The organism is Tardiphaga sp. 215_C5_N2_1 (assembly GCF_052076055.1).
Taxonomy (GTDB): Bacteria; Pseudomonadota; Alphaproteobacteria; order Rhizobiales; family Xanthobacteraceae; genus Tardiphaga; species Tardiphaga robiniae.
Genome location: NZ_CP197240.1, coordinates 3,910,109 through 3,929,628, shown reverse-complemented (window position 1 = coordinate 3,929,628; position 19,520 = coordinate 3,910,109). Strand labels below are relative to the sequence as shown.

The window sequence follows — 19,520 nt, the reverse complement described above, 5'->3', positions numbered from 1 at the left end:
GGGCATCCAGCCATGACCGGTCCCATGCAGCCGCGCGAGCGTTGCGACTATTCCGCCATCGTCGATCGTCCCAAGCTGAAGCTGCCGGGCAATGCCCGCATGATCATCTGGACCATCGTCAATCTCGAGGTCTGGGATATTGCCAAGCCGATGGCGCGTCAGGTGCTGCCGGCGCCGACCGGCATTCCGCTGCTGCCCGATGTCGCCAATTGGGGCTGGCACGAATACGGCATGCGTGTCGGTGTCTGGCGTTTCTTCGATCTCTACAAGAAGCTCGGCATCAAGCCCACGCTGTCGATCAATGCGCGCGTCTGCGAGGACTATCCACGCGTCGCCCAGCAGGCGAAGGACGCCGGCTGGGAGTTCATGGGCCATGCCTATGAGCAGGGGCCCATCCACAAGGAGGCCGACCAGAAAGCGATGATCAACCGCTCGATGGATGTGATCGAGAACTTCACCGGCAAGCGCCCGGTGGGCTGGCTCGGGCCGGGTCTTACGCAGACGCTGCAGACCCCGGAATTCCTCGCCGAAGCCGGCGTGAAATATATCGGTGACTGGGTCTATGACGACGAACCGACCGTGATCCGTACCGAGAAGGGGCCGCTCACAACGCTGCCTTACACGGTGGAGATGAACGACATCCCGATGATGATGGTGCAACATCACGAGAGCACGCAGCTCCTGAATCGCGCCAAGGACCAGTTCGATCGCCTCTATGCGGAGAGCGCGGAGCGGCCGAAGATCATGTCGATCGCGATCCATCCGTATATTTCGGGTCAGCCGTTCCGCATCAAGTATCTCGAAGCGATCTATGATTACGTCAACCAGTTCGAAGGCGTGGTGCATTGGAATGGCGCCCAGATCCTCGATTGGCACAATACCCAGGTGGCGAAGTGAGTGTGACGTCCCAGCAGATGCTGCCAGCAATTCCCGTCACCGGCGTGCCGGTCGTGGGGGGCGGTTTTTTCCCTGTACGCCGCGTCTATTGCGTGGGGCGCAACTATCTCGACCACATCCGCGAGATGAAGGAAGCCGACGAGCGCGATCCGCCGTTCTTCTTCCAGAAGCCGCGCGACAGCGTGGTGCCGGACGGCGCGCGCGTGCCTTATCCGGCTTTCACCGAGGACTTCCAGTTCGAGGTTGAGCTGGTGCTGGCGATCGGACGCGGCGGCCGCGATATCGCGGTGGAGGATGCGCTCGATTATATCTGGGGTTATGCCGTCGGCATCGATCTCACCCGTCGCGACCGCCAGCGCGATGCCCGCGATATGCGACTGCCTTGGGAAATGGGCAAAAGCTTCGACGCGTCCGCGCCTTGCGGCGAAATTGCGCCGGCACGCGATGCCCGGCATTTCAACAATTGCGCGATCACGCTGTCGGTGAACGGCGTCGAGAAGCAGCGCGGCGATATCGGCCAGATGATCTGGAGCGTGCCGGAGATCGTGGCGCAGCTCTCGAAGCAGATGAAGCTCGAGCCGGGCGATCTCATCTATACGGGCACGCCTGCCGGCGTGGGTCCCGTCGTTCCGGGCGACGTTATCGACGCGCGGATCGAAGGCCTGCCGTCGCTCGGCATTACCATCGTTGAGCCGGAGACCTGATCATGTTGCCGACCGAACGCATTTCCTACTCGCCGATTGACGCTCGTCCACCACTGAAGCTGCCGAATGGGAAGCGCATGGCAGTGTGGATCATCGTCAATGTGGAGGAATGGGACGCCAAGCAGCCGATGCCGCGTACGGTGCTGACACCGCCGGCCGGCGGCTCGCCGTCGCCGGACGTTCCGAACTGGGCCTGGCACGAATACGGCAATCGTGTCGGCTTCTGGCGCATGCTGAAGGTGTTCGACGACTACAAGCTCCCCGCCGCGCTGGCGATCAATGGCTCGGCAATCGCCGCTTACCCGCCCATCGTCGAGGCAGCCAAAGCGCGCAACTGGGAATTCATGGGTCACGGTTTCACCCAGCGCAATATGCAGAAGGTTGAGAACGAACGCGAGGATATCCGCAAGACTGCCGACGTGATCGAGAAGGCCACCGGCAAGCGGCCGCGCGGCTGGCTCGGGCCCGGTCTGACCGAGACTTGGGAAACGCCGGATCTGCTGAAACAGGAAGGCTATGACTACGTCGCCGACTGGGTGCTCGACGATCAGCCGGTGTGGCTCAGGACCACGACGACGCCGATCGTCAACGTGCCCTATACGCAGGAATGCAATGACGTCGCGATGATGCTGATCCAGCATCACAAGGCGTCGGAATATTACGACCGGGCCATCGACCAGTTCGAGCAGATTTACGCGGATTCCGAGAATTCGGCCCGTGTCATGGCATTGGTTGTGCATCCCTACATCATGGGCGCGCCGCATCGCCTGAAGCACTTCCGCCGGATCTTCGAGACCATCCAGAAGAAATCCGACGTGGCTTTCATGACCGGCGAACAGATTCTCGATTGGTATCTTTCGGTCGGACCGAAAGCGCCAGAAGCATAGATCAGGCAAGCAGCAGGGCATGAGTCTCTTTCAACTCCTCAACGGCCTGACTTTCGCCGCGTTGCTGTTCGTCGTGGCAAGCGGCTTCACGCTGATCTTCGGCCTGCTGCGCATCGTCAATCTCGCGCATGGCGCGCTGTATCTGTTCGGCGGCTATATCGGCTATAGCGTTGCGGTGAAGACCGGCAGCTTTGTGCTCGGCGGTATAGGCGCCATGGCTGCGATTGCGGCCATCGGCTTCGTGCTCGATCAGGGATTGCTGCGCTTTGTACGTGGCAATGAGCTGCGGCAGGTGCTGCTGACCCTCGGCGTCGCCTTTTTCCTCAACGATCTCGCGCTGGTGATCTGGGGCGGCGACAGCTTCACTGTGCCGATCCCGGAGATGTTGCGCGGCGGCACGCGGGTGTTCGGCACCTTCTATCCGATCTACCGGTTGTTTGTGCTGGGCATGGGCATCTTCGTCTTCATCGGCCTGTGGGTGCTGCTCAATCATACAAGGCTCGGCGCGCTGATCCGTGCCGGCGTCGACGATGCCGAGATGGTGGAAGCCTCCGGCGTGAATATCCGCCGTGTCTTCCTCTTCACCTTCCTGTTCGGTTCGGCGCTGGCCGGCCTTGGTGGCCTGATGGGAGGCGCGTTCCTGTCGCTCTATCCGTCGGCGGACGCGGAAATCCTCACCTTTAGTCTCGCCGTCGTCATCATCGGTGGGCGTGGCAGCCTCGTCGGCGTCGGTGTCGGTAGCCTGCTGGTCGGGCTCCTGAATACGCTCGGCCAGGTGATGTTCCCCGAACTCGCTTATTTCGTGATCTTCGGCCCGATGGCGGTGTTGCTCGCATTCCGTCCGCTCGGCCTGTTCGGACGTGCCACATGACGCAGCCCGTATCCAAAACGTCAGTTCTCGCCGGCATGACTAGCCGTGCGCTCGTCATCGCCGCGCTGGTGGTGATCGTCGCGGCCTGCCTGCCGATGGTGCTGTCGAGCTATCAGGTCGGCCTCGCCACCGAAGTGTTGATCTTCGGAGTCCTTGCCATGTCGATCGACATTCTCGCCGGCTTTGCCGGCCGGACTTCCCTCGGGCATGGTGCCATCTTCGGTGTCTCGACCTATGTCGTCGTTTATGCGACCGGCCAGGCCGGTCTGTCGCCCTGGGCGGGCTTCGCGCTCGGTGTGCTGGCGGCCACCGCGGTGGCCTCGGTATTTGCGCTGCTCGCAGTCCGCACCTCCGGCGTCTACTTCCTGCTGCTGACGCTGGCGCTCGGCATGATCGTGTGGGGCGTCTGCTTGCGCTGGACGCAGGTCACCGGGGGCGAGAACGGCATGCGCGCCGATGTGCGGCCGGCAGCCCTGATGAGCCACAGCGCGTTCTATTGGGCGGTGCTGGCCGGCGCCGTCATTGTATCTTTTGCCATGTGGCGGTTCGTGCGATCTCCGTTCGGCCTGACGCTGCGCGGCATCCGAGACAGTGAAAGCCGCATGCGCAGCCTCGGCTACAATGTGCCACTGCATCTGTTCATCGGTTTCACGGTGTCCGGCATCTTCGCCGGTATCGCCGGGGGCCTCTACGCGATGTTCAACAATTTCGTCAGCCCTTCGACCGTCGCGCTCGCGCAATCGGTGGAAGGCGTGTTGATGATGATCGCCGGCGGTGTCGGCACGTTGTTCGGCGCCTTTGTCGGGGCAGCGGCGATCATCGTGCTGGAAAACATCGTCAGCTCTTACACCGAACGCTGGCTGATGGTTCTCGGCATCACATTCGTTCTCATCATGATCTTCGCCCCCGAGGGCATCATAGGCAAGCTGCGCGCGATCACCTCGCGCAAGGTGCGATAAGTCGGTTTCACGTTTCAATCGGGTTGCTCACGAAAGGACTTCGAGATGGATCGCAGGCAATTTCTCAAGAACACTACGGCGGCCGTCGCTGCCGCGGGCGTCGGCGTCGCTCCGTGGCGCTCCGCACAGGCCCAGGCCGGCCCGATCAAGATCGGTCTGTTGGCGCCGCTGACCGGCGTTGTCGCGTCGGGCGGCAAGGAAATGGTCGAGGGCGTGCAGTTCTATCTCGATCAGGTAAAGAACGAGATGGGCGGCCGCAAGGTCGAGCTGGTGATCGAGGACGATGCGTCGAATCCCGACACTGCTCTGCAGAAAGCGCGCCGCCTGGTCGAGCAGGGCAATTGCCATATGCTGATCGGCAACCTGCTCGCCAATACCGGCCTTGCTGTCGCCAACTACGTCAAGGGCACCGGAACGCCCTACTTCATTCCGATTATCGCGGCTGACGATCTCACCCAGCGCGCCCGCATCAAGAACGTAATCCGCGTCGCCGGCTATTCAGCCAGCGCCTTCACCCATCCGTTCGGCGATTGGGCCCTGAAGCAGGGTTACAAGAAGATCGCCACCATCAGCCAGGATTACACCTTCGGCCACGAACAGTGCGGCGGTCTCGCCCAGGTCTTCACTGAAGGTGGCGGGCAGATCGTGCAGCAGTTCTGGCATCCGCTGAACACCGCCGACTTCAGCCCCTATCTCGGCCAGCTCGCCGATCTCAAGGTCGACGCGATCTTCGCGATGGAGACCGGCGCGGACTCGACTCGTCTGATCCAGCAATACGCGTCCTTCGGCCTGAAGGAAAAGACGCCGCTGTTGATGGCGATGAACGGCACCGACCAGTCGGTGATCCGCACCATGGGCCCCGAATGCGAAGGCATCATCGCAGCGGCACATTTCGCCGAAGGTTCGGACGTCCCGACCACGGCAAAGTTCGAGAAGGATTATGAGGCGAAGTACGGCAAGATCCCGTCGCTCTACGGTTTCTCGATGTATTCCGGCATGATGTGGATCGATGCCGCGCTGAAGAAGATGGGCGGCAAGGTCGAGGACCGCGAAACCTTTATCGATACGGTACTGAAGACCGAGCTCGACAATTCGCCGCTCGGCAAGACCGTGAAGTTCGACGACTACGGCAACCCGATCTACGACGTCTACATTCGCAAGGTCGTCAAGCGCGCCGATGGCAAATACTGGAACGTGCCGATCGAGACCTATCCGAATGTCTCGCAATTCTGGAAGTACGATCCGGCGACCTATCTGAAGCAGCCGCCTTACTCGCGGACCTTCCAGGGCATCAAGAAGACCTGATTCAATATTGCTGACATCGAGGCGCGGCCGTATCGCCGCGTCTCGTTCACTGGGAATTATTCGTGTCCGAATCGATCCTGACGCTGACAGATGTGGTCGTGGCCTTCGATGCCTTGCGGGCGGTCGATGGCGTCAGCCTGATTGTGCCGCGGGGCCAGCGCCGCGCCATCATCGGCCCCAATGGCGCCGGCAAGACCACATTGTTCAATGCCATCGCCGGCGCGCATCCGCCGACCTCCGGCAAGATCAAATTCAACGGGCATGATGTGTCCAGACTGCCGCCACACCGGCGTGCGCAGCTCGGCATCTCGCGCACCTTCCAGATCACCAATCTGTTCCCCACGCTGAGCGTGCAAGACAACATGATGCTGGCGCTGCGCGGATTGAAGCCGAAGAAGTTTTCGCTGTTCGGTTCGCCCGATCCGGACGATAGCGAGGCTACACGTATCGCGGCCGCGCTGAATGCCGCACGGATCGCCGAACGCGCGGACATCATCGTCAAGGAAATGTCCTATGGCGAGCAGCGTCAGCTCGAAATCGCGATTGCGCTGGTGACGACGCCGACCATGTTGCTGCTGGATGAGCCCGCGGCCGGCCTGTCGCCGTCGGAGCGCTCGATGATTGCCGACGTGATCCGCTCGCTCGACCCGGCAATCACCGTGATCCTGATCGAACACGACATGGATCTGGCGCTCGGTCTGGTCGACTACGTCACCTGCATGTTCGAAGGCCGCGTGCTGGTGGAGGAGCCGCCGGAAGGCATCCGCCGCAACAAGCAGGTTCAGGAAGTCTATCTCGGGAAGCCGCGTCATGCTTGAGGTCAAGGATCTGCACAGCGGTTACGGCGACGCGGTTGTGGTGCGCGGCGCCTCGCTCGAGGTGCGTCCCGGTGAGATCGTCGCGCTGCTCGGCCGCAATGGTATGGGCAAGACCACTTTCATTCGTTCCATAATGGGTCTGACGCCGCCACAGGTGCGCTCGGGCACGATCACCTGGCGCGACGAGAGCCTCATTGGGCTGCGTCCTCATGACATCGCCAATCGGAAGATCGCCATTGTGCCACAGGGCCGCCGGCTGTTTCCGTCGCTGACGGTGACCGAGCATCTGACCATGCTAAAGAGCGCGCGTGCCAAGGATGGCTGGACGCTCGATCGCGTATTCGGCATTTTTCCGCGGCTTGCTGAGCGTCGCTATCACCGCGGTGGCCAGTTGTCTGGCGGTGAGCGCGGCATGCTGGCTGTGGGCCGTGCGCTGATGATCGATCCCGAATTGATCCTGATGGACGAGCCGTCCGAAGGTCTCGCGCCGGTGATGGTGCAGCACCTCGAGAGCATCATTCTCGATCTTAAAAAGGAAGGGTTGTCGATCTTGCTGGTCGAGCAGAATCTCTACAGCGCGCTGGCCGTCGCCGATCGCGTCTACATTATGGAAACCGGGCAGATCGTGCATCACGGCACGTCGCAGGAAATGAACCAGCAGACTGATGTGCTGTTCCAGCGCCTCGGCGTGCATTGAGGTGATCATGAGCGAAGACCTGTTGCGCCAAGTAGCCGCCGAATTGAACAAGGCGCCCGGCGCCGCTGAACGCACACCGCGCATGACGGGGCTGGTCGTGGAAAACAACACGCGCGTCGCGACTGCGGCTGTACAAGACATGGCGTTCGATTCGACGCCCTACGCCTATCAGGCGTGGCTCGCTGGCATGGACAAGCGCTGATGCAGAGCGCAATCGCAGCCCTTGATCTCTGCGCTCTCGCGGATGCAGTTGCTAAAGGCGGAGTCACGTCCGTGAAGGCGACAACGGTGGCGCTGGAACGGCTCGATCTGATCGGCCGCAAATTGAATGCGGTGGTGCGGCTTGACGACGAACGGGCGCTGGATGCGGCCGAAGCCGCCGACAAGTTGCGCGCATCGGGGGGGGCATTGCCGGTACTGCATGGCGTGCCCCTTGCACATAAAGACCTCTTCTACCGTGTCGGTGATCTGTCCGGTGGCGGCTCGAAAATCCGGGCTGACTTTCGCGCTGACGTGACAGCCACGGTGATTGCCCGGCTCGATGCCGCCGGCGCGCTCGATCTCGGCCGGCTGCAACTGGCTGAATTCGCCATGAGTCCGACGGGCTATAACGAATCGTTGGGGCATGCGCGCAACCCGTGGAATCCGGCGCATGTGCCGGGCGGCTCGTCCTCCGGTTCCGGCGTTGCCGTCGCCGCGCGCCTCGTGACCGGCTCGCTCGGGACGGATACTGGCGGTTCACTACGCCATCCCGGCGCGATGTGCGGCCTGATCGGGTTGAAGCCGACCTGGGGACTGGTTCCGACTGATGGTGTGATGCCGCTATCTGCCTCACTAGATTGCACGGGACCTCTGGCCCGCACCGCACGAGATGCCGCGCGACTGCTGTCGGTGATCGCGGATCGCGACTATGAAACGACGCTCGATACGGGTGTGACCGGGATGCGCATCGCAATTCCCGGTGGATACTACCGCGAGCTCATGCATTCGGATGTGGCGACTGCGCTGGACGAAGCTGTGAAGGTGTTGCGGTTGCTCGGCGCCACCGTCGTCGAGACCTCGCCGCCGGACATGGCCTTGATCAACGCGCTGATGCAGATCGTCATGAGCGTTGAGGCTGCGACGATCCATCGCCGCTGGCTGATCGAGCGACCGCAGGATTATGCCGATCAGGTGCGCTCGCGCATCGAGCCCGGCCTGCTCTATCCGGCGACCCGTTATGTGGAAGCGCTGTCGCTGCGTGTGCAGATCACCCAGCAATGGATCGCGTCCTGCATCGGATCCGCCGATCTCGCGCTTCTGCCGGCGATCTCGATTCCGGTACCGACCATCGCGGCGACCACCGAAGGCAATCCCGCCGACGTCGCTGCTGTGATCGGCCAGCTCACACATTGCACCCGCGGCATCAATTATCTCGGTCTCCCCGGAGCGTCAGTGCCGTGCGGCTTCGATGCGGCAGGTCTGCCGATCGCGTTCCAGCTGGTCGGCCGCCCCTATGCCGAGGCCGATATCCTGCGCGCCGCTCACGCCTATCAGGGCGCGACAGACTGGCATCAGCGTGTCCCCGCCAGTGCCGAACTAAACTAAGAAGAAGAGATTTCGAATGCCCATCATCGACATGCACACCCATGGACTCAGCAAGCGCGTCGAGCCGTTGGTGGCCGGACATTACGACCCGATGGACAATCCCTATCGGCGCGACATGTCGCCGGCGAGCCGCGAAACTGATGCAGAGCAGGGCAAGCTGCTTCCGGGCCTGATGCTCGACATCGCCAAGCGCCGCGAGATGATGGCGAAGATGGGCGTCGACTTTCAGGTGATCGCGCCGGCACCGGCGCAACAGAACTACTGGGCCGACGAAGATTTGCAATGTGCGCTGTCGCGCGTGCAGAACGAAGACATTGCCGCGCTCGTGGCGCAGGATCCTGCACATTTCGCGGGGATGGGTACGCTGCCGATGCGGTTTCCCGGGCGTGCGGTGGAGGAGGCGGTTCATGCAGTCGAGCAACTCGGCCTGCGCGGCTTCCAGATCGATACCCGCGTCGAAAACCTCGAACTGTCCCATGCCGCCTTCGATCCACTCTATGCGCGGCTTGCCAATCTGCGCATACCGCTGTTCGTGCATCCCCTAGGTTTCTCCCATGGCCAGCGGCTCGGCGATTTCTTCATGGTCAACAGCGTCGGCCAGCCCATCGAGGAGACCATTGCGATCGCCCACTTCATCATGGGTGGCATTCTAGACCGGCATCCGGATCTCGACGTGGTTATCGCTCATGGCGGTGGTTTCTACCCATTCTACGCAGCCCGACTGGATCACGCCTGGAAGGTGCGTCCGGAAGTACGCCGGCTCACGGCAGATGCGCCGTCGACCTATCTCAAGCGGCTCTGGTTTGACACCTGCGTTTTCTCTGCGGAGCTGATCGACAACCTGATCAAGACGGTGGGCCTCGATCGCGTTATGATGGGCTCGGACTACCCGTTCGACATGGGGGACCCCGATCCGGTAGGGCTGGTCAACAAGGCCAAGCTATCGGACACTGATCGTCAGAAAGTCCTGTTCGGTAATGCGAGCCGGCTGTTCAAGATCGGATAAGCTCCTGCCTCGTTGCGGCAAGGTGCGGCACAAGAGGCAAAACCTGCGATGACGATCCACTTTGATTTCGCCAAGCTTAGCGCGCCGGAGCGCTACAAGTTGCTTTGTGGTCTTGTTGTCCCGCGACCGATTGCGTTGATCACAACCATTTCCGAGGCTGGCGTGGTCAATGCAGCGCCGTTCTCGTTCTTCAATGTGTTCTCCGAGAAACCGCCGCTGGTGGTGGTCGGCCTGCAGGCCAGGCCCGATCTGTCGGTCAAGGACACGACCCGCAATGTGCGCGCCAATGGGTTGTTTGTTATCAATATGGTGGATGAGGCCCTTGCCAACGATATGGTCGATTGTTCGATCAGCTTTCCATCTGACATCGGTGAACTGGATGCCCTGCAGCTCCCAATGACGGCTGGCATCAATGTGCCGGTGCCGCATTTGGCGAAGGCGCCTGCGGCACTGGAATGCCGAAAAGTGACAATGATGAACTTTGGCGCAGAACGCGACCTACTGGTCGGAGAGGTCCTGGGCATTCAGGTTCGCGATGGTGTTGTCGACCCCGTCACCTTGCGTACGGACTATGATCACTATCTTCCGGTCGCACGCATCGCGGGAACCATGTATGCACGGATGCAAGATCGGTTCGAGATCAAACCTGACAGTTTAGACACTTGGCAACTCCGCAACCCCCGCTGAGGGAGGTTTTGTCCGCGGAGTGCGTCGGAATGCCGGTGGTAGTTCTCTGCGCGTTCGATTAACCGTCAAAGGTGAGAAATTGCCGCTCCTGCGGTTGCATGGGATATGACTGCTGGATGTATCGGAAAACCGTCATTGTTGTCGCGTGGACTACACTTGCATTGATTGCTTTTGCGACTCTGTCACCGATCGGGCTGCGGCCGCATTTTGGCGGCGTCAGCCTTGAGCGCTTCGGCGCATTCGCACTCGTGGGCCTTTTGTTCGGTCTCGCCTATCCCCGCCATCTCTGGCTTGTTCTGACGCTCGTTGGGGGGGCGGCAGTCGGGCTGGAGGTGCTGCAACATCTGACGCCGGACCGGCACGGCGAGGTGCGGGATGCGCTGGTCAAACTTGCAGGTGGCGTCACCGGCATCGGGATATCGCTCGCGCTCCATCAGACTTTAAAGCGATTTATCACCTTAGGTTGAGAATGAGCTGAACTACCTCACTGAGGTACGTCAGCTTTTTCCGCGAATCGCGGTTGCTGAGTTCCAGCCTGTGAAGTGCTATCCCGATGCTTTACATTTCGCGGCTTTAAAAAAATACGTGTAATCACGGTAGCGTTCTACCCGCGCCCCCTCTTTGAGATTGCTAATGCAGAAATCACACATGCCTCCTCGTGAAAGTACTTGGCATGTGTAAAAAGACACCGATACAACTGGAAGGAAGGTGTATGCCGTGGCGTCTACAATTTGGACGAGCCTAAGAAACGTTTCGGCCAGATTGATGTAGATGGCCGATGACTTTGGTGTGACGTCTCGAAGCGGACAATTCCGTTGCGTGGAGAAGACGTCGATCTCAAAGGACAACGTATTATGCATCGGCGGTACCAGCATTCGAGCATCCCGACCGAAATCATGCGATCGGTTGTCGGTATCTCCGAAGCCGGCAGCATCACCAAGGCCGCGAAGCTGCTCGGCTTGAGCCAGCCGGCCATCAGCTCGCAGATCAAGCGCATTGAGCACGCGGTCGGCGGCAGTATCTTCCAGAAGTCTGCCAACGGCTCATCGACGACAGAACTCGGAAAGCTCGTTCTGATCCAGGCCAGGAAGATTTTGGAGGCGAACGACCAGTTGCTCTTGCTGCGTGGCGCTTCGCTCGAAGATCAGACCATCCGGCTTGGTCTGACCAATTTCTATTCGCAACGCGCAATGGAAGGGATGAGCAAGGCGGCGATGAGCAATGTCTGCATCTATTCAGATAATTCGGCCGAGATCGCGAAAAGCATGCTCGACGGCTACGTCGATGTCGGCGTGTTCCTCAGTATCTCCGATATGCCCGGGGATGCGGCCATCGATGTCATCGCGCAACGCGACGATGAATTGACTTGGGTTCGATCCAGGGATTTTACGTTAAGTCCTGGCGCGCCCATTCCGTTGCTGACCTGGCCGGGGCAGATCGTGCATAACGTCATGGTTCAGGCGCTTGAGCGCAAGGGAATGATCTATCGTATCGCATTTTCCAGCCCGGACTATCATGCACGGATCGAGGCTGCGAAGGCGGGCATCGGTTTGACCCTGCTGCCAACGGCTCTGATCCCGGCGTCGCTCTTGGCGGCCAATGAGTATTATCTTCCAAAGCTGGCGATACCCAAACTCGTGCTATGCGCGCGCGAGGGTATTCGCAAGAAACACAGCATTCTAATAGAGGAACTACACGTTAAATTCTTCGGTATATAGTTCTCTCATCAGCGCGCGTATCAGAAAACATGATCACCTCATCAAATCCAATGCCATCATCCAACACAATGCAGGCATTGGAGATGATCGATCCCACCAAGTGGTAGCAGAAGTTGTATAGGTAGTTTTCACGCGGTCTTGCGAAGCTCAGCGCATGTTGAGATTCGATGCCGGCATGAAAAAACTCCTATCGTGTCGACGCGGTTCTTCCGCAGTCGAATTCGCGATGCTGCTTCCCGTCTTTCTGTCGATCGTTTTCGGCATCGTCGTCTTTGGGTCATATTTTGCAGTCGTTCACGGTGTTCAGCAGCTTGCTGCCGAGGCAGCACGTTCCTCTGTCGCCGGGCTGACCGAGACCGAACGTGGCTCGATTGCATCGACCTATGTCACGTCGAATGCCGCGACTTATCCGCTGATCAATGCGTCAAAGCTGAGCGTCAATGCGGCGACATCGTCGTCGAACGCAAACGTCTTCGTGGTCACGGTCAACTACGACGCGTCGACCATGTTCATCTATTCACTTCCTTTCGTGCCGATGCCTCCATCGCAAGTCTCGCGATCTGCCGCCATTCCCTACGGAGGGTTTTGAGCGATGGAACCGATGCGCGCACTTCTCAAGAGGTTTCGCACCGACCAGCGCGGAAATATTGCCATCATGTCTGCGGGCGGCATGATCCTGGCCGTTTGTTGTGCTGCACTGGGTGTCGATATTGGGACCATTGCCGCCGATCGTCGCAAGACGCAAGCTGCCACGGATCTCGCCGCGATCGTTGCGGCCAGCAACTTAAGCAATGCGACAAACGCAGCAAAGGCGGCGGTCACCAGCAATAACTATCCAGCCAGCGCTCTGGTCGGTGTAGAACTCGGAACTTACACAGCCAATTCCGCCGTCGCTACGCAAAGCCGCTTTGTCACGCCAGCGACTGGAACAGCCAATGCGGCGCGGGTCAGTCTTCAGACGGCGACGCCCCTCTACTTCAGCCATTTCTTTACCGGCAGCAACAATTTCACCATCAAGACAACGGCGACCGCAACAACGACGGCTATCGCGTCATTCTCGATCGGTTCGCGATTGGCATCGTTAAATGGCGGCTTGTTGAATAGTGTTCTCGGATCAATGCTGGGCACGACCCTGTCGCTGTCAGTCATGGACTACAATGCGCTTCTTGGCGCGCGCATCGATGCTTTCACCTTCCTCTCGGCGCTGGCGACGCGCGTCGGTCTGACCGGTGTGACTTATGACACGCTGTTGAATTCGAACGTCAAGATCGGCGACGTTCTTGCCGCAGCGCTGAGCGCGCAGCAGGCTACCAATGGCAGCGGCACCGCGACCACCGCACTCTCGACGATATCGCAGGCTTCGGCATCCGTGACGACCAAGATTGCGCCTGGCAAGCTGATCGATGCGGGCCCCTACGCGAACCTGATTGTGGGCGTCAAGCCGAAAAACGGTGTGAGCATCTCGCTTTACGATTTGCTACAGGCAACAGCTGGAATCGCTAACGGCACCAACCAGATCGCCACATCCGTCAATTTAGGTCTGCCTGGCATTGCCAGCGCGTCACTGACGGCGACCATTGGCGCACGGCCACAGGGATCCGGCTGGATTGCCGTGGGCACGCAGGGCGTCAGTGTTCATACAGCTCAGACACGTGTGCTGCTATCCATCCAGTTGATCGGAAGTGGTTCGGCGTCATTGGTCAATCTACCGGTTTATGTAGAGGTCGCGTCGGGCACAGCGACGCTGAACAAGGTCAGTTGCGGCTATCCCAACGTCAATACATCGAGCGTCACGCTTGGCGTTACGCCGGGCATTGTCGATGCATGGATAGGTAACGTCACTGTAGCCGACCTCAACAATGTTGCGACCAAGCCGAATCCAGGGCCGGCACCGCTTGTGAATCTCCTGGGTATTCCAATTGTGACGGCAAAGGCCCATGCGGGCATGGGCAACACCACGCCGGTCAGCGTCAATTTCAGCTATTCGGATATCACGTCGCAGACGAAGAAGACCGTAAACACGACAAACTTCACGTCGTCCCTGACGGGCAGTCTGCTTGGCGACCTCAACATCAGTGTTCTTGGACTGGGTTTGGCGATCCCGGGTCTTGGTGGACTCGTCACCAGCATCATCAGCGGGGCAACCAGTTCAATCGATCAATTGCTGGCGGCAACGTTGGCAAGTCTCGGCGTCGGAATTGGACAGGCCGATGTGTGGGTATCCGGCATTCGCTGTGACGGCGCAGTGTTAGTGAACTGAATCAGTAACGCGTGAACTTCAATGCCAGCTTTAACAGAAGAGGACTGATAAAATGGGATACGAAGCCGCAATGAACCGCCCCAACGTTAATCGCAAGCGCTCGGTTGTCGTCTCGAAAAAACGCACTAGCGTCAGCTTGGAAGACAGCTTCTGGGCCAGCCTGCAAGCGATCGTTCGCATGGAGAATACCACTATCGAGCACTATATCGAGAAGATTGAGCGCAAGCGCGAAACACCAAATCTATCATCCAACCTGCGTATCGCTGTGCTCGAGTATTTTCAGCAGATTGCTGCACGCAGCTTGACAGCCGGTGCGGCCGATCAACCGGCGGCGAGCAGCAATGCCAAGCTCCATGACAACCACAACCAGCTGGCTGAAAAGGTAGCGGCCTATTGGGGGCGTGAGGGATCACAGAATCAGCAGCTGGTCGACTAGGTCAGCTGCTCGAACCTTCCAGTTTATTTGATTTGAGAAAACGACGCGCAGTGCCGCGCGACGTCGTTCGTCGACTATTTTACGACAACGGCCGTTTTGGCCACGGAGCGACAGATGTTTAACCGACAGAGCAAGACCGATTTGCAGAATGCGTTGGCGCAAGCGACCGCCATCAGTCGCTCCCAGGCCATCATAGAATTCAATCTCGATGGCACGATCATCAAAGCGAATGAGAATTTTCTCAAGGCGCTCGGCTACACGCTCGATGAGATCAAGGGCAAGCACCACAGTATATTTGTGGAGCCTGCCGTACACGAGAGTGTCGCCTATCGGGAGTTCTGGGGTAACCTTAACAGGGGTGAATTTCAGGCAGGGCAGTTCAAGCGGGTCGCCAAAGGCGGCAGGGAGATCTGGATCGAGGCCTCCTATAACCCGATCATGGACAAGAGTGGTAAGCCGTTCAAAGTCATCAAATTCGCTACAGATATCACGGCGCAGAAACTCGAAAGCCTCGAAGCCTCCGGAAAAGTGATCGCGATCAGCCGTGCGCAGGCGGTCATCGAATTCAATCTTGACGGAACTATCATTACCGCAAACGAGAATTTTCTGAACACGCTTGGTTACGCGCTGTCCGAAATACAGGGGCGGCATCACAGCATGTTCGTGGAAGCCGGTGAACGCGATGGCGCAGCCTACCGGGACTTCTGGGCGCGGCTCGGCCGGGGTGAATATCAGGCGGCCGAATACAAGCGCGTCGGCAAGGGTGGCAAGGAAATCTGGATTCTCGCGACCTATAATCCGATTCTCAATGATGCCGGCAAGCCGTTCAAGGTTGTGAAATTCGCGACCGACGTGACCCAACAAAAGTTGCTGGCCGCTGATAGCAACGGCCAGATGGCGGCTATTCGCAAGTCGCAGGCGGTCATCGAGTTTCGCATGGATGGCACCATCCTGACGGCAAACCAGAATTTCCTTGATACGGTCGGTTACACGATCGACGAAATCCGGGACCGGCATCACAGCATGTTTGTCGATCCGATAGAGCGATCTGGCGCGGCCTATGTGGAATTCTGGGCGAGCCTTAATCGCGGGACCTATCAGGCCGCGGAATACAGACGCATCGGAAAGGGGGGGCGGGAGATCTGGATCCAGGCATCCTACAATCCGATTTTCGATCTCAACGGCAGGCCGTTCAAAGTGGTCAAATACGCTGCCGATATTACGGCGCAGGCCATGGCACGCTTGAAAGCGGAGCGCGCTCGTTCCTTGATCGAGTCGGTCGCTGCCGGCAGCGAAGAGATGAATGCATCGATCCGCGAAATCTCCGAGACGATGGTGAAGTCCCGGCAGACGGCAGAGTCCGCGGTGCAACAGGTGGAGACGGCGGACATCCAGGCGCAGCGGCTCACCTCGGCTGCACATGCCATGGGAGGCATCGTTGGGCTCATCGGCGACATCACCGGCCAGATCAATCTGCTCGCCCTCAATGCGACCATCGAATCGGCTCGCGCCGGTGAGGCGGGGCGGGGCTTTGCGGTGGTGGCGGCGGAGGTCAAGAATTTGGCCAACCAGGCCAAGCAGGCGACCGACAAGATAAGCAGCGAGATCGAGGCCCTGAACGGTATCTCCGGTGACGTGGTTGGCGCGCTGGTTTCTATCAAGCAGGCAATCGAACATGTTAACGAGTTCGTGACTTCGACGGCAGCGGCCGTCGAAGAGCAGAGCACTGTGACCAGTGATATGTCGGACAACATGCAGCGCGCGGCATCTGAACTGGCCTGATGCGCTGAATTTATCGGCTTTGTTGGATCATCCGTGACTGTGCTATCAATCGCGGATGATCCTGCCGTTCAATGCCGCCACCCGAACAATGATCGAGAATCGCCTGGCCGCATTCACGCGGATCGGCGAGGGCCAGTACGCTTCGGGGCTGAAGCGTGCGGCGGTGGCCCTGGTGATGGTTGAAGCGGCGACCGAATTGGAGACCTCGCTGTTGCTGACGTTACGCGCGTCCGGTCTGCGCGCTCACAGTAATCAATGGGCACCTCCTGGCGGTCGCTGCGATCCCGGCGAGACACCCGTGCAGGCGGCAATCCGCGAGTTGCATGAAGAGCTCGGTCTGCAGCTCACGCGGGACGATGTCATCGGTGTCCTCGATGATTACCCGACCCGCTCCGGCTATCTGATCACGCCTGTCGTCATGTGGGCGCAAGACAGCGTTCAATTGATGCCGAACCCCGATGAGGTCGCCTCGGTTCACCGCATTGCGCTGTCGCAGCTCGCGCGGCCGCAGGCGTTCGGTTTCGTTGCCATTCCCGAGAGCGACCGGCGCCTGATCCGCTACAGCCATTTCGGCCACTTTATTCACGCGCCAACCGCCGCGCTGATCTATCAGTTCAGCGAAGTTCTTGCGGGTCGCATCACCCGTGTGGCCGAGCTGGAGCAGCCGGTCTTCGCCTGGAAGTGATTCTGCTTCCCGGCGCGACGTGTCAGCGCAGGCAGCGTCCGGCCTTGGAAAGACATTGTTCACCAAACTCATCCAACGTCATTTTAAGCGGGGTATGTTTGACCCGCCTGGGACGGGCGCGGGGCGGCGTCCCGCCTCATTCCTCTGCATGGCCGGCTATGCCGGCTGACATCTCGACAGGTCCCATGTCTCATTTGATTCGCACCTTTACTGCCACTGTCCCGCTCGCGGTATTTTTGTTCATGCCGGTCGGTTATGCGCTGGATTCCGCCCAATTACCGGCAGGCGTTGCCAATGCGATGGCGCAGGGCGCCTCGCCGCAGGCCGTCGCAGAATACCGACGCAAGCTTGCGGAATATCAGGAAGCGCGCGCGGCCTTTGATCAGGAGGCCGGTGCCTATTGGGATGCAATCTCTGAGAAGCGAAAAATCCGCAATGCCAAGCGCCGCGACCGCCAGCAGATCACGCTGAATGACTACGTGCTGGAACAGGCGCCGCTTTATGAAGGACCAAAACGTCCGGTGAATCCGGAGCCCGAGGATCCGCGCGTCCGCAAGGATCTTCCGGTGGTGGCGGATTTCCTCGCGGCGGCGAGGGAGCAATTTCAGTTCGTGCCGCAGCGGCCTGCCAATGAGATGGAGTTCAAGCGCGCTTATGCTCGTGCCGCCCTGCAGGCCGGGCTGACACGCGACATTGCGGTACGCGTCTATTCCTTCGAGACCGGTGGCAATGGCGGCCATGACATGCAGTCGGGCCTGAACCCGTCACGTCCGGGGTCTCGCGCGATCTCCACTGCTATCGGCTACAATCAGCTGCTCACAGCCAATACGACGACGCTCGTTGCCGAACAGGGGCCTCAGATTTTGAAAGTTCTGACCGAGAAGGCATCGGTGCTCTCGGGCCCGCAGCGTAAGGCGATGGATCACAAGATTGCGGTCTTCAAGCGCATGCAGGCGACTGTGCGCACTGTTCCGCAAAACTGGAGCGCTCTTGAGAAGCTTGGCACGACCCCGCAGGGCTGGGCCATGCACGCGCTGGTGCTGGACATGGATATCGGCCCGCAATTGCAGGTCCACAAACTACTGACGTCAGTGAATTTTGCCCGCGCCCGCGGGTTTGATCGCCCGCTCAGCGCGGCCGAACTGGAGATGATGAACCTCACTGGCGATGGCAACGGTTTCGATATGGTGACCATGCCGCAGGCGATGCGCGAACAGGTGCCGACGGCGAATTTCTTCCAGCGCGGCGGCTATGAGCGCAATCCGGTGGCGATCCGCCACAATACCGTGGCCAAGCTACTCGCAGTTACCAATGCGCGGATGGACAGCAACAGCAATCTGCCAGGCGCAAAAGAATTGGCCGCAGCTTTTTGAGCCACGGCCAATCTAAGCCTCGTGATGTGCGCTCTCTCGCCGGAGAGCGGCTGGGCTTATGAGTTGCCCGGATTGAAATCGTCGCTTGGTGCTTCTGCCGGCGCGCCAGCTGCAGCAACGTCGGGGCGAGGACCGTGCGGACGGCGGCGACGACGCGGCGGGAAGCGCTCTCCACCAGCATTCTGTTCGAAGCCGCCTGGAGCAGCACCCGGCTGAGGCTGCGCACCACCCGTGATGAAAGAAGGCAGACGATCGACACCATCGCCGACCGGCATCATCGGCTGCGGTTGCGGCTGATATTGCGGCTGGCCCTGCGGCTGATTCTGCTGACGGTGTTCGCGATTATTGTTCTCGCGGGGCTGATAGGGCTGTTCGCCGCGCTGCTGATAGGGCTGACCACCCTCACGCTGCGGAGGCTGCTCGCGCTGCGCAAAGGGCTGCTGTTGTACCGGCACGAAACCGGGCTCGGCACCGAAGTTCGAGTAGCTCTCGCTCTCGTCATCGTTGTCCTCAGGCGGCATCTCGTTTTCGGTGCGCGGTTGCGGCTGATTCTGCCGGAACTGCTCCTGCGCGGCGGCGATCAGGCGGAAATAGTGCTCGGCGTGCTGATAGTAGTTCTCGGCAGCAACGGGATCGCCGGAGCTGCGCGCATCGCGGGCGAGCTGGACGTATTTCTCTGCGACGTGGGAGGCGGTACCGCGGATCTTGATGTCGGGGCCATTCGATTCGAAGACCCGGGTCATCGGGTTCTGGCCGCGCCGATTGTTATTGTTGTTATTATTATTGTTGTTGCGGTTGTTGTTGTTGTTCCGCATCCGCTTGTTGTTGTTGTTCTGACCGTTTCGCAT

21 protein-coding genes are annotated in these 19,520 nt (G+C 59.8%); 20 read left to right on the top strand and 1 reads right to left on the bottom strand.

Annotated features, from left to right (window positions below):
- Positions 1 to 12 precede the first annotated feature (12 nt).
- From AB7828_RS18710 to AB7828_RS18615, 20 genes are all read left to right on the top strand, one after another.
- Entirely contained in the window at positions 13 to 897 is an 885-nt protein-coding gene (locus tag AB7828_RS18710) for a polysaccharide deacetylase family protein (RefSeq protein ID WP_441230856.1), read from the top strand.
- Positions 894 to 1,601 carry a fumarylacetoacetate hydrolase family protein gene (locus AB7828_RS18705; RefSeq protein WP_338117588.1) on the top strand — a complete coding sequence of 236 codons (708 nt, stop codon included), beginning with the start codon at positions 894 to 896 and terminating at the stop codon, positions 1,599 to 1,601. The genes AB7828_RS18710 and AB7828_RS18705 overlap by 4 nt, the downstream gene beginning before the upstream one ends.
- 2 nt (positions 1,602 to 1,603) lie before the next feature.
- A complete protein-coding gene (locus AB7828_RS18700) occupies positions 1,604 to 2,488 on the top strand; it encodes a polysaccharide deacetylase family protein (protein WP_439078546.1) in 885 nt (294 codons plus the stop codon).
- A 19-nt stretch (positions 2,489 to 2,507) separates the two neighbouring features.
- Positions 2,508 to 3,359, top strand: coding sequence for a branched-chain amino acid ABC transporter permease (locus AB7828_RS18695; protein WP_068729440.1), 852 nt, complete (start codon positions 2,508 to 2,510; stop codon positions 3,357 to 3,359).
- Complete coding sequence (locus AB7828_RS18690) at positions 3,356 to 4,318, top strand: branched-chain amino acid ABC transporter permease (protein ID WP_089267738.1); 963 nt, start codon at positions 3,356 to 3,358, stop codon at positions 4,316 to 4,318. The genes AB7828_RS18695 and AB7828_RS18690 overlap by 4 nt, the downstream gene beginning before the upstream one ends.
- A gap of 45 nt (positions 4,319 to 4,363) precedes the next feature.
- Positions 4,364 to 5,623 carry an ABC transporter substrate-binding protein gene (locus AB7828_RS18685; protein ID WP_089267737.1) on the top strand — a complete coding sequence of 420 codons (1,260 nt, stop codon included), beginning with the start codon at positions 4,364 to 4,366 and terminating at the stop codon, positions 5,621 to 5,623.
- A 62-nt stretch (positions 5,624 to 5,685) separates the two neighbouring features.
- Positions 5,686 to 6,441 carry an ABC transporter ATP-binding protein gene (locus tag AB7828_RS18680; RefSeq protein ID WP_441230855.1) on the top strand — a complete coding sequence of 252 codons (756 nt, stop codon included), beginning with the start codon at positions 5,686 to 5,688 and terminating at the stop codon, positions 6,439 to 6,441.
- On the top strand, positions 6,434 to 7,138 hold the full coding sequence (locus AB7828_RS18675; RefSeq protein ID WP_184512192.1) for an ABC transporter ATP-binding protein: 705 nt from the start codon (positions 6,434 to 6,436) through the stop codon (positions 7,136 to 7,138). Before AB7828_RS18680 ends, AB7828_RS18675 begins: the two co-directional genes overlap by 8 nt.
- Positions 7,139 to 7,145: 7 nt before the next feature.
- Complete coding sequence (locus AB7828_RS18670) at positions 7,146 to 7,340, top strand: hypothetical protein (protein WP_441230854.1); 195 nt, start codon at positions 7,146 to 7,148, stop codon at positions 7,338 to 7,340.
- A gap of 71 nt (positions 7,341 to 7,411) precedes the next feature.
- Positions 7,412 to 8,725, top strand: coding sequence for an amidase (locus AB7828_RS18665; protein WP_441230853.1), 1,314 nt, complete (start codon positions 7,412 to 7,414; stop codon positions 8,723 to 8,725).
- A 16-nt stretch (positions 8,726 to 8,741) separates the two neighbouring features.
- Positions 8,742 to 9,731, top strand: coding sequence for an amidohydrolase family protein (locus AB7828_RS18660; protein WP_441230852.1), 990 nt, complete (start codon positions 8,742 to 8,744; stop codon positions 9,729 to 9,731).
- 48 nt (positions 9,732 to 9,779) lie between these two features.
- Positions 9,780 to 10,418 carry a flavin reductase family protein gene (locus tag AB7828_RS18655; protein ID WP_120287366.1) on the top strand — a complete coding sequence of 213 codons (639 nt, stop codon included), beginning with the start codon at positions 9,780 to 9,782 and terminating at the stop codon, positions 10,416 to 10,418.
- A gap of 116 nt (positions 10,419 to 10,534) precedes the next feature.
- Positions 10,535 to 10,885 (top strand): VanZ family protein, encoded by a 351-nt coding sequence (locus tag AB7828_RS18650; protein WP_093758154.1) that lies wholly within the window; start codon positions 10,535 to 10,537, stop codon positions 10,883 to 10,885.
- Positions 10,886 to 11,272: 387 nt separating this feature from the next.
- Positions 11,273 to 12,136, top strand: a complete 864-nt coding sequence (locus AB7828_RS18645; RefSeq protein WP_441230851.1) for a LysR family transcriptional regulator — start codon at positions 11,273 to 11,275, stop codon at positions 12,134 to 12,136.
- Positions 12,137 to 12,290: 154 nt separating this feature from the next.
- On the top strand, positions 12,291 to 12,725 hold the full coding sequence (locus tag AB7828_RS18640) for a TadE/TadG family type IV pilus assembly protein (RefSeq protein ID WP_439078540.1): 435 nt from the start codon (positions 12,291 to 12,293) through the stop codon (positions 12,723 to 12,725).
- A gap of 12 nt (positions 12,726 to 12,737) precedes the next feature.
- Positions 12,738 to 14,396 carry a TadG family pilus assembly protein gene (locus AB7828_RS18635; RefSeq protein ID WP_309942433.1) on the top strand — a complete coding sequence of 553 codons (1,659 nt, stop codon included), beginning with the start codon at positions 12,738 to 12,740 and terminating at the stop codon, positions 14,394 to 14,396.
- Positions 14,397 to 14,448: 52 nt separating this feature from the next.
- Positions 14,449 to 14,832, top strand: coding sequence for a ribbon-helix-helix domain-containing protein (locus AB7828_RS18630; protein ID WP_441230850.1), 384 nt, complete (start codon positions 14,449 to 14,451; stop codon positions 14,830 to 14,832).
- A 114-nt stretch (positions 14,833 to 14,946) separates the two neighbouring features.
- Positions 14,947 to 16,614 (top strand): methyl-accepting chemotaxis protein, encoded by a 1,668-nt coding sequence (locus AB7828_RS18625; RefSeq protein WP_439059976.1) that lies wholly within the window; start codon positions 14,947 to 14,949, stop codon positions 16,612 to 16,614.
- A gap of 55 nt (positions 16,615 to 16,669) precedes the next feature.
- Entirely contained in the window at positions 16,670 to 17,299 is a 630-nt protein-coding gene (locus tag AB7828_RS18620; protein ID WP_441230849.1) for an NUDIX hydrolase, read from the top strand.
- A 242-nt stretch (positions 17,300 to 17,541) separates the two neighbouring features.
- The gene (locus AB7828_RS18615) at positions 17,542 to 18,672 is read left to right on the top strand and encodes a hypothetical protein (protein ID WP_441232267.1); all 1,131 of its coding nucleotides are present in this window, start codon (positions 17,542 to 17,544) and stop codon (positions 18,670 to 18,672) included.
- A gap of 56 nt (positions 18,673 to 18,728) precedes the next feature.
- Here the strand turns inward: AB7828_RS18615 and AB7828_RS18610 are convergent, their stop codons facing one another.
- Positions 18,729 to 19,520, bottom strand: coding sequence for a DUF4167 domain-containing protein (locus AB7828_RS18610; RefSeq protein WP_441230848.1), 792 nt, complete (start codon positions 19,518 to 19,520; stop codon positions 18,729 to 18,731).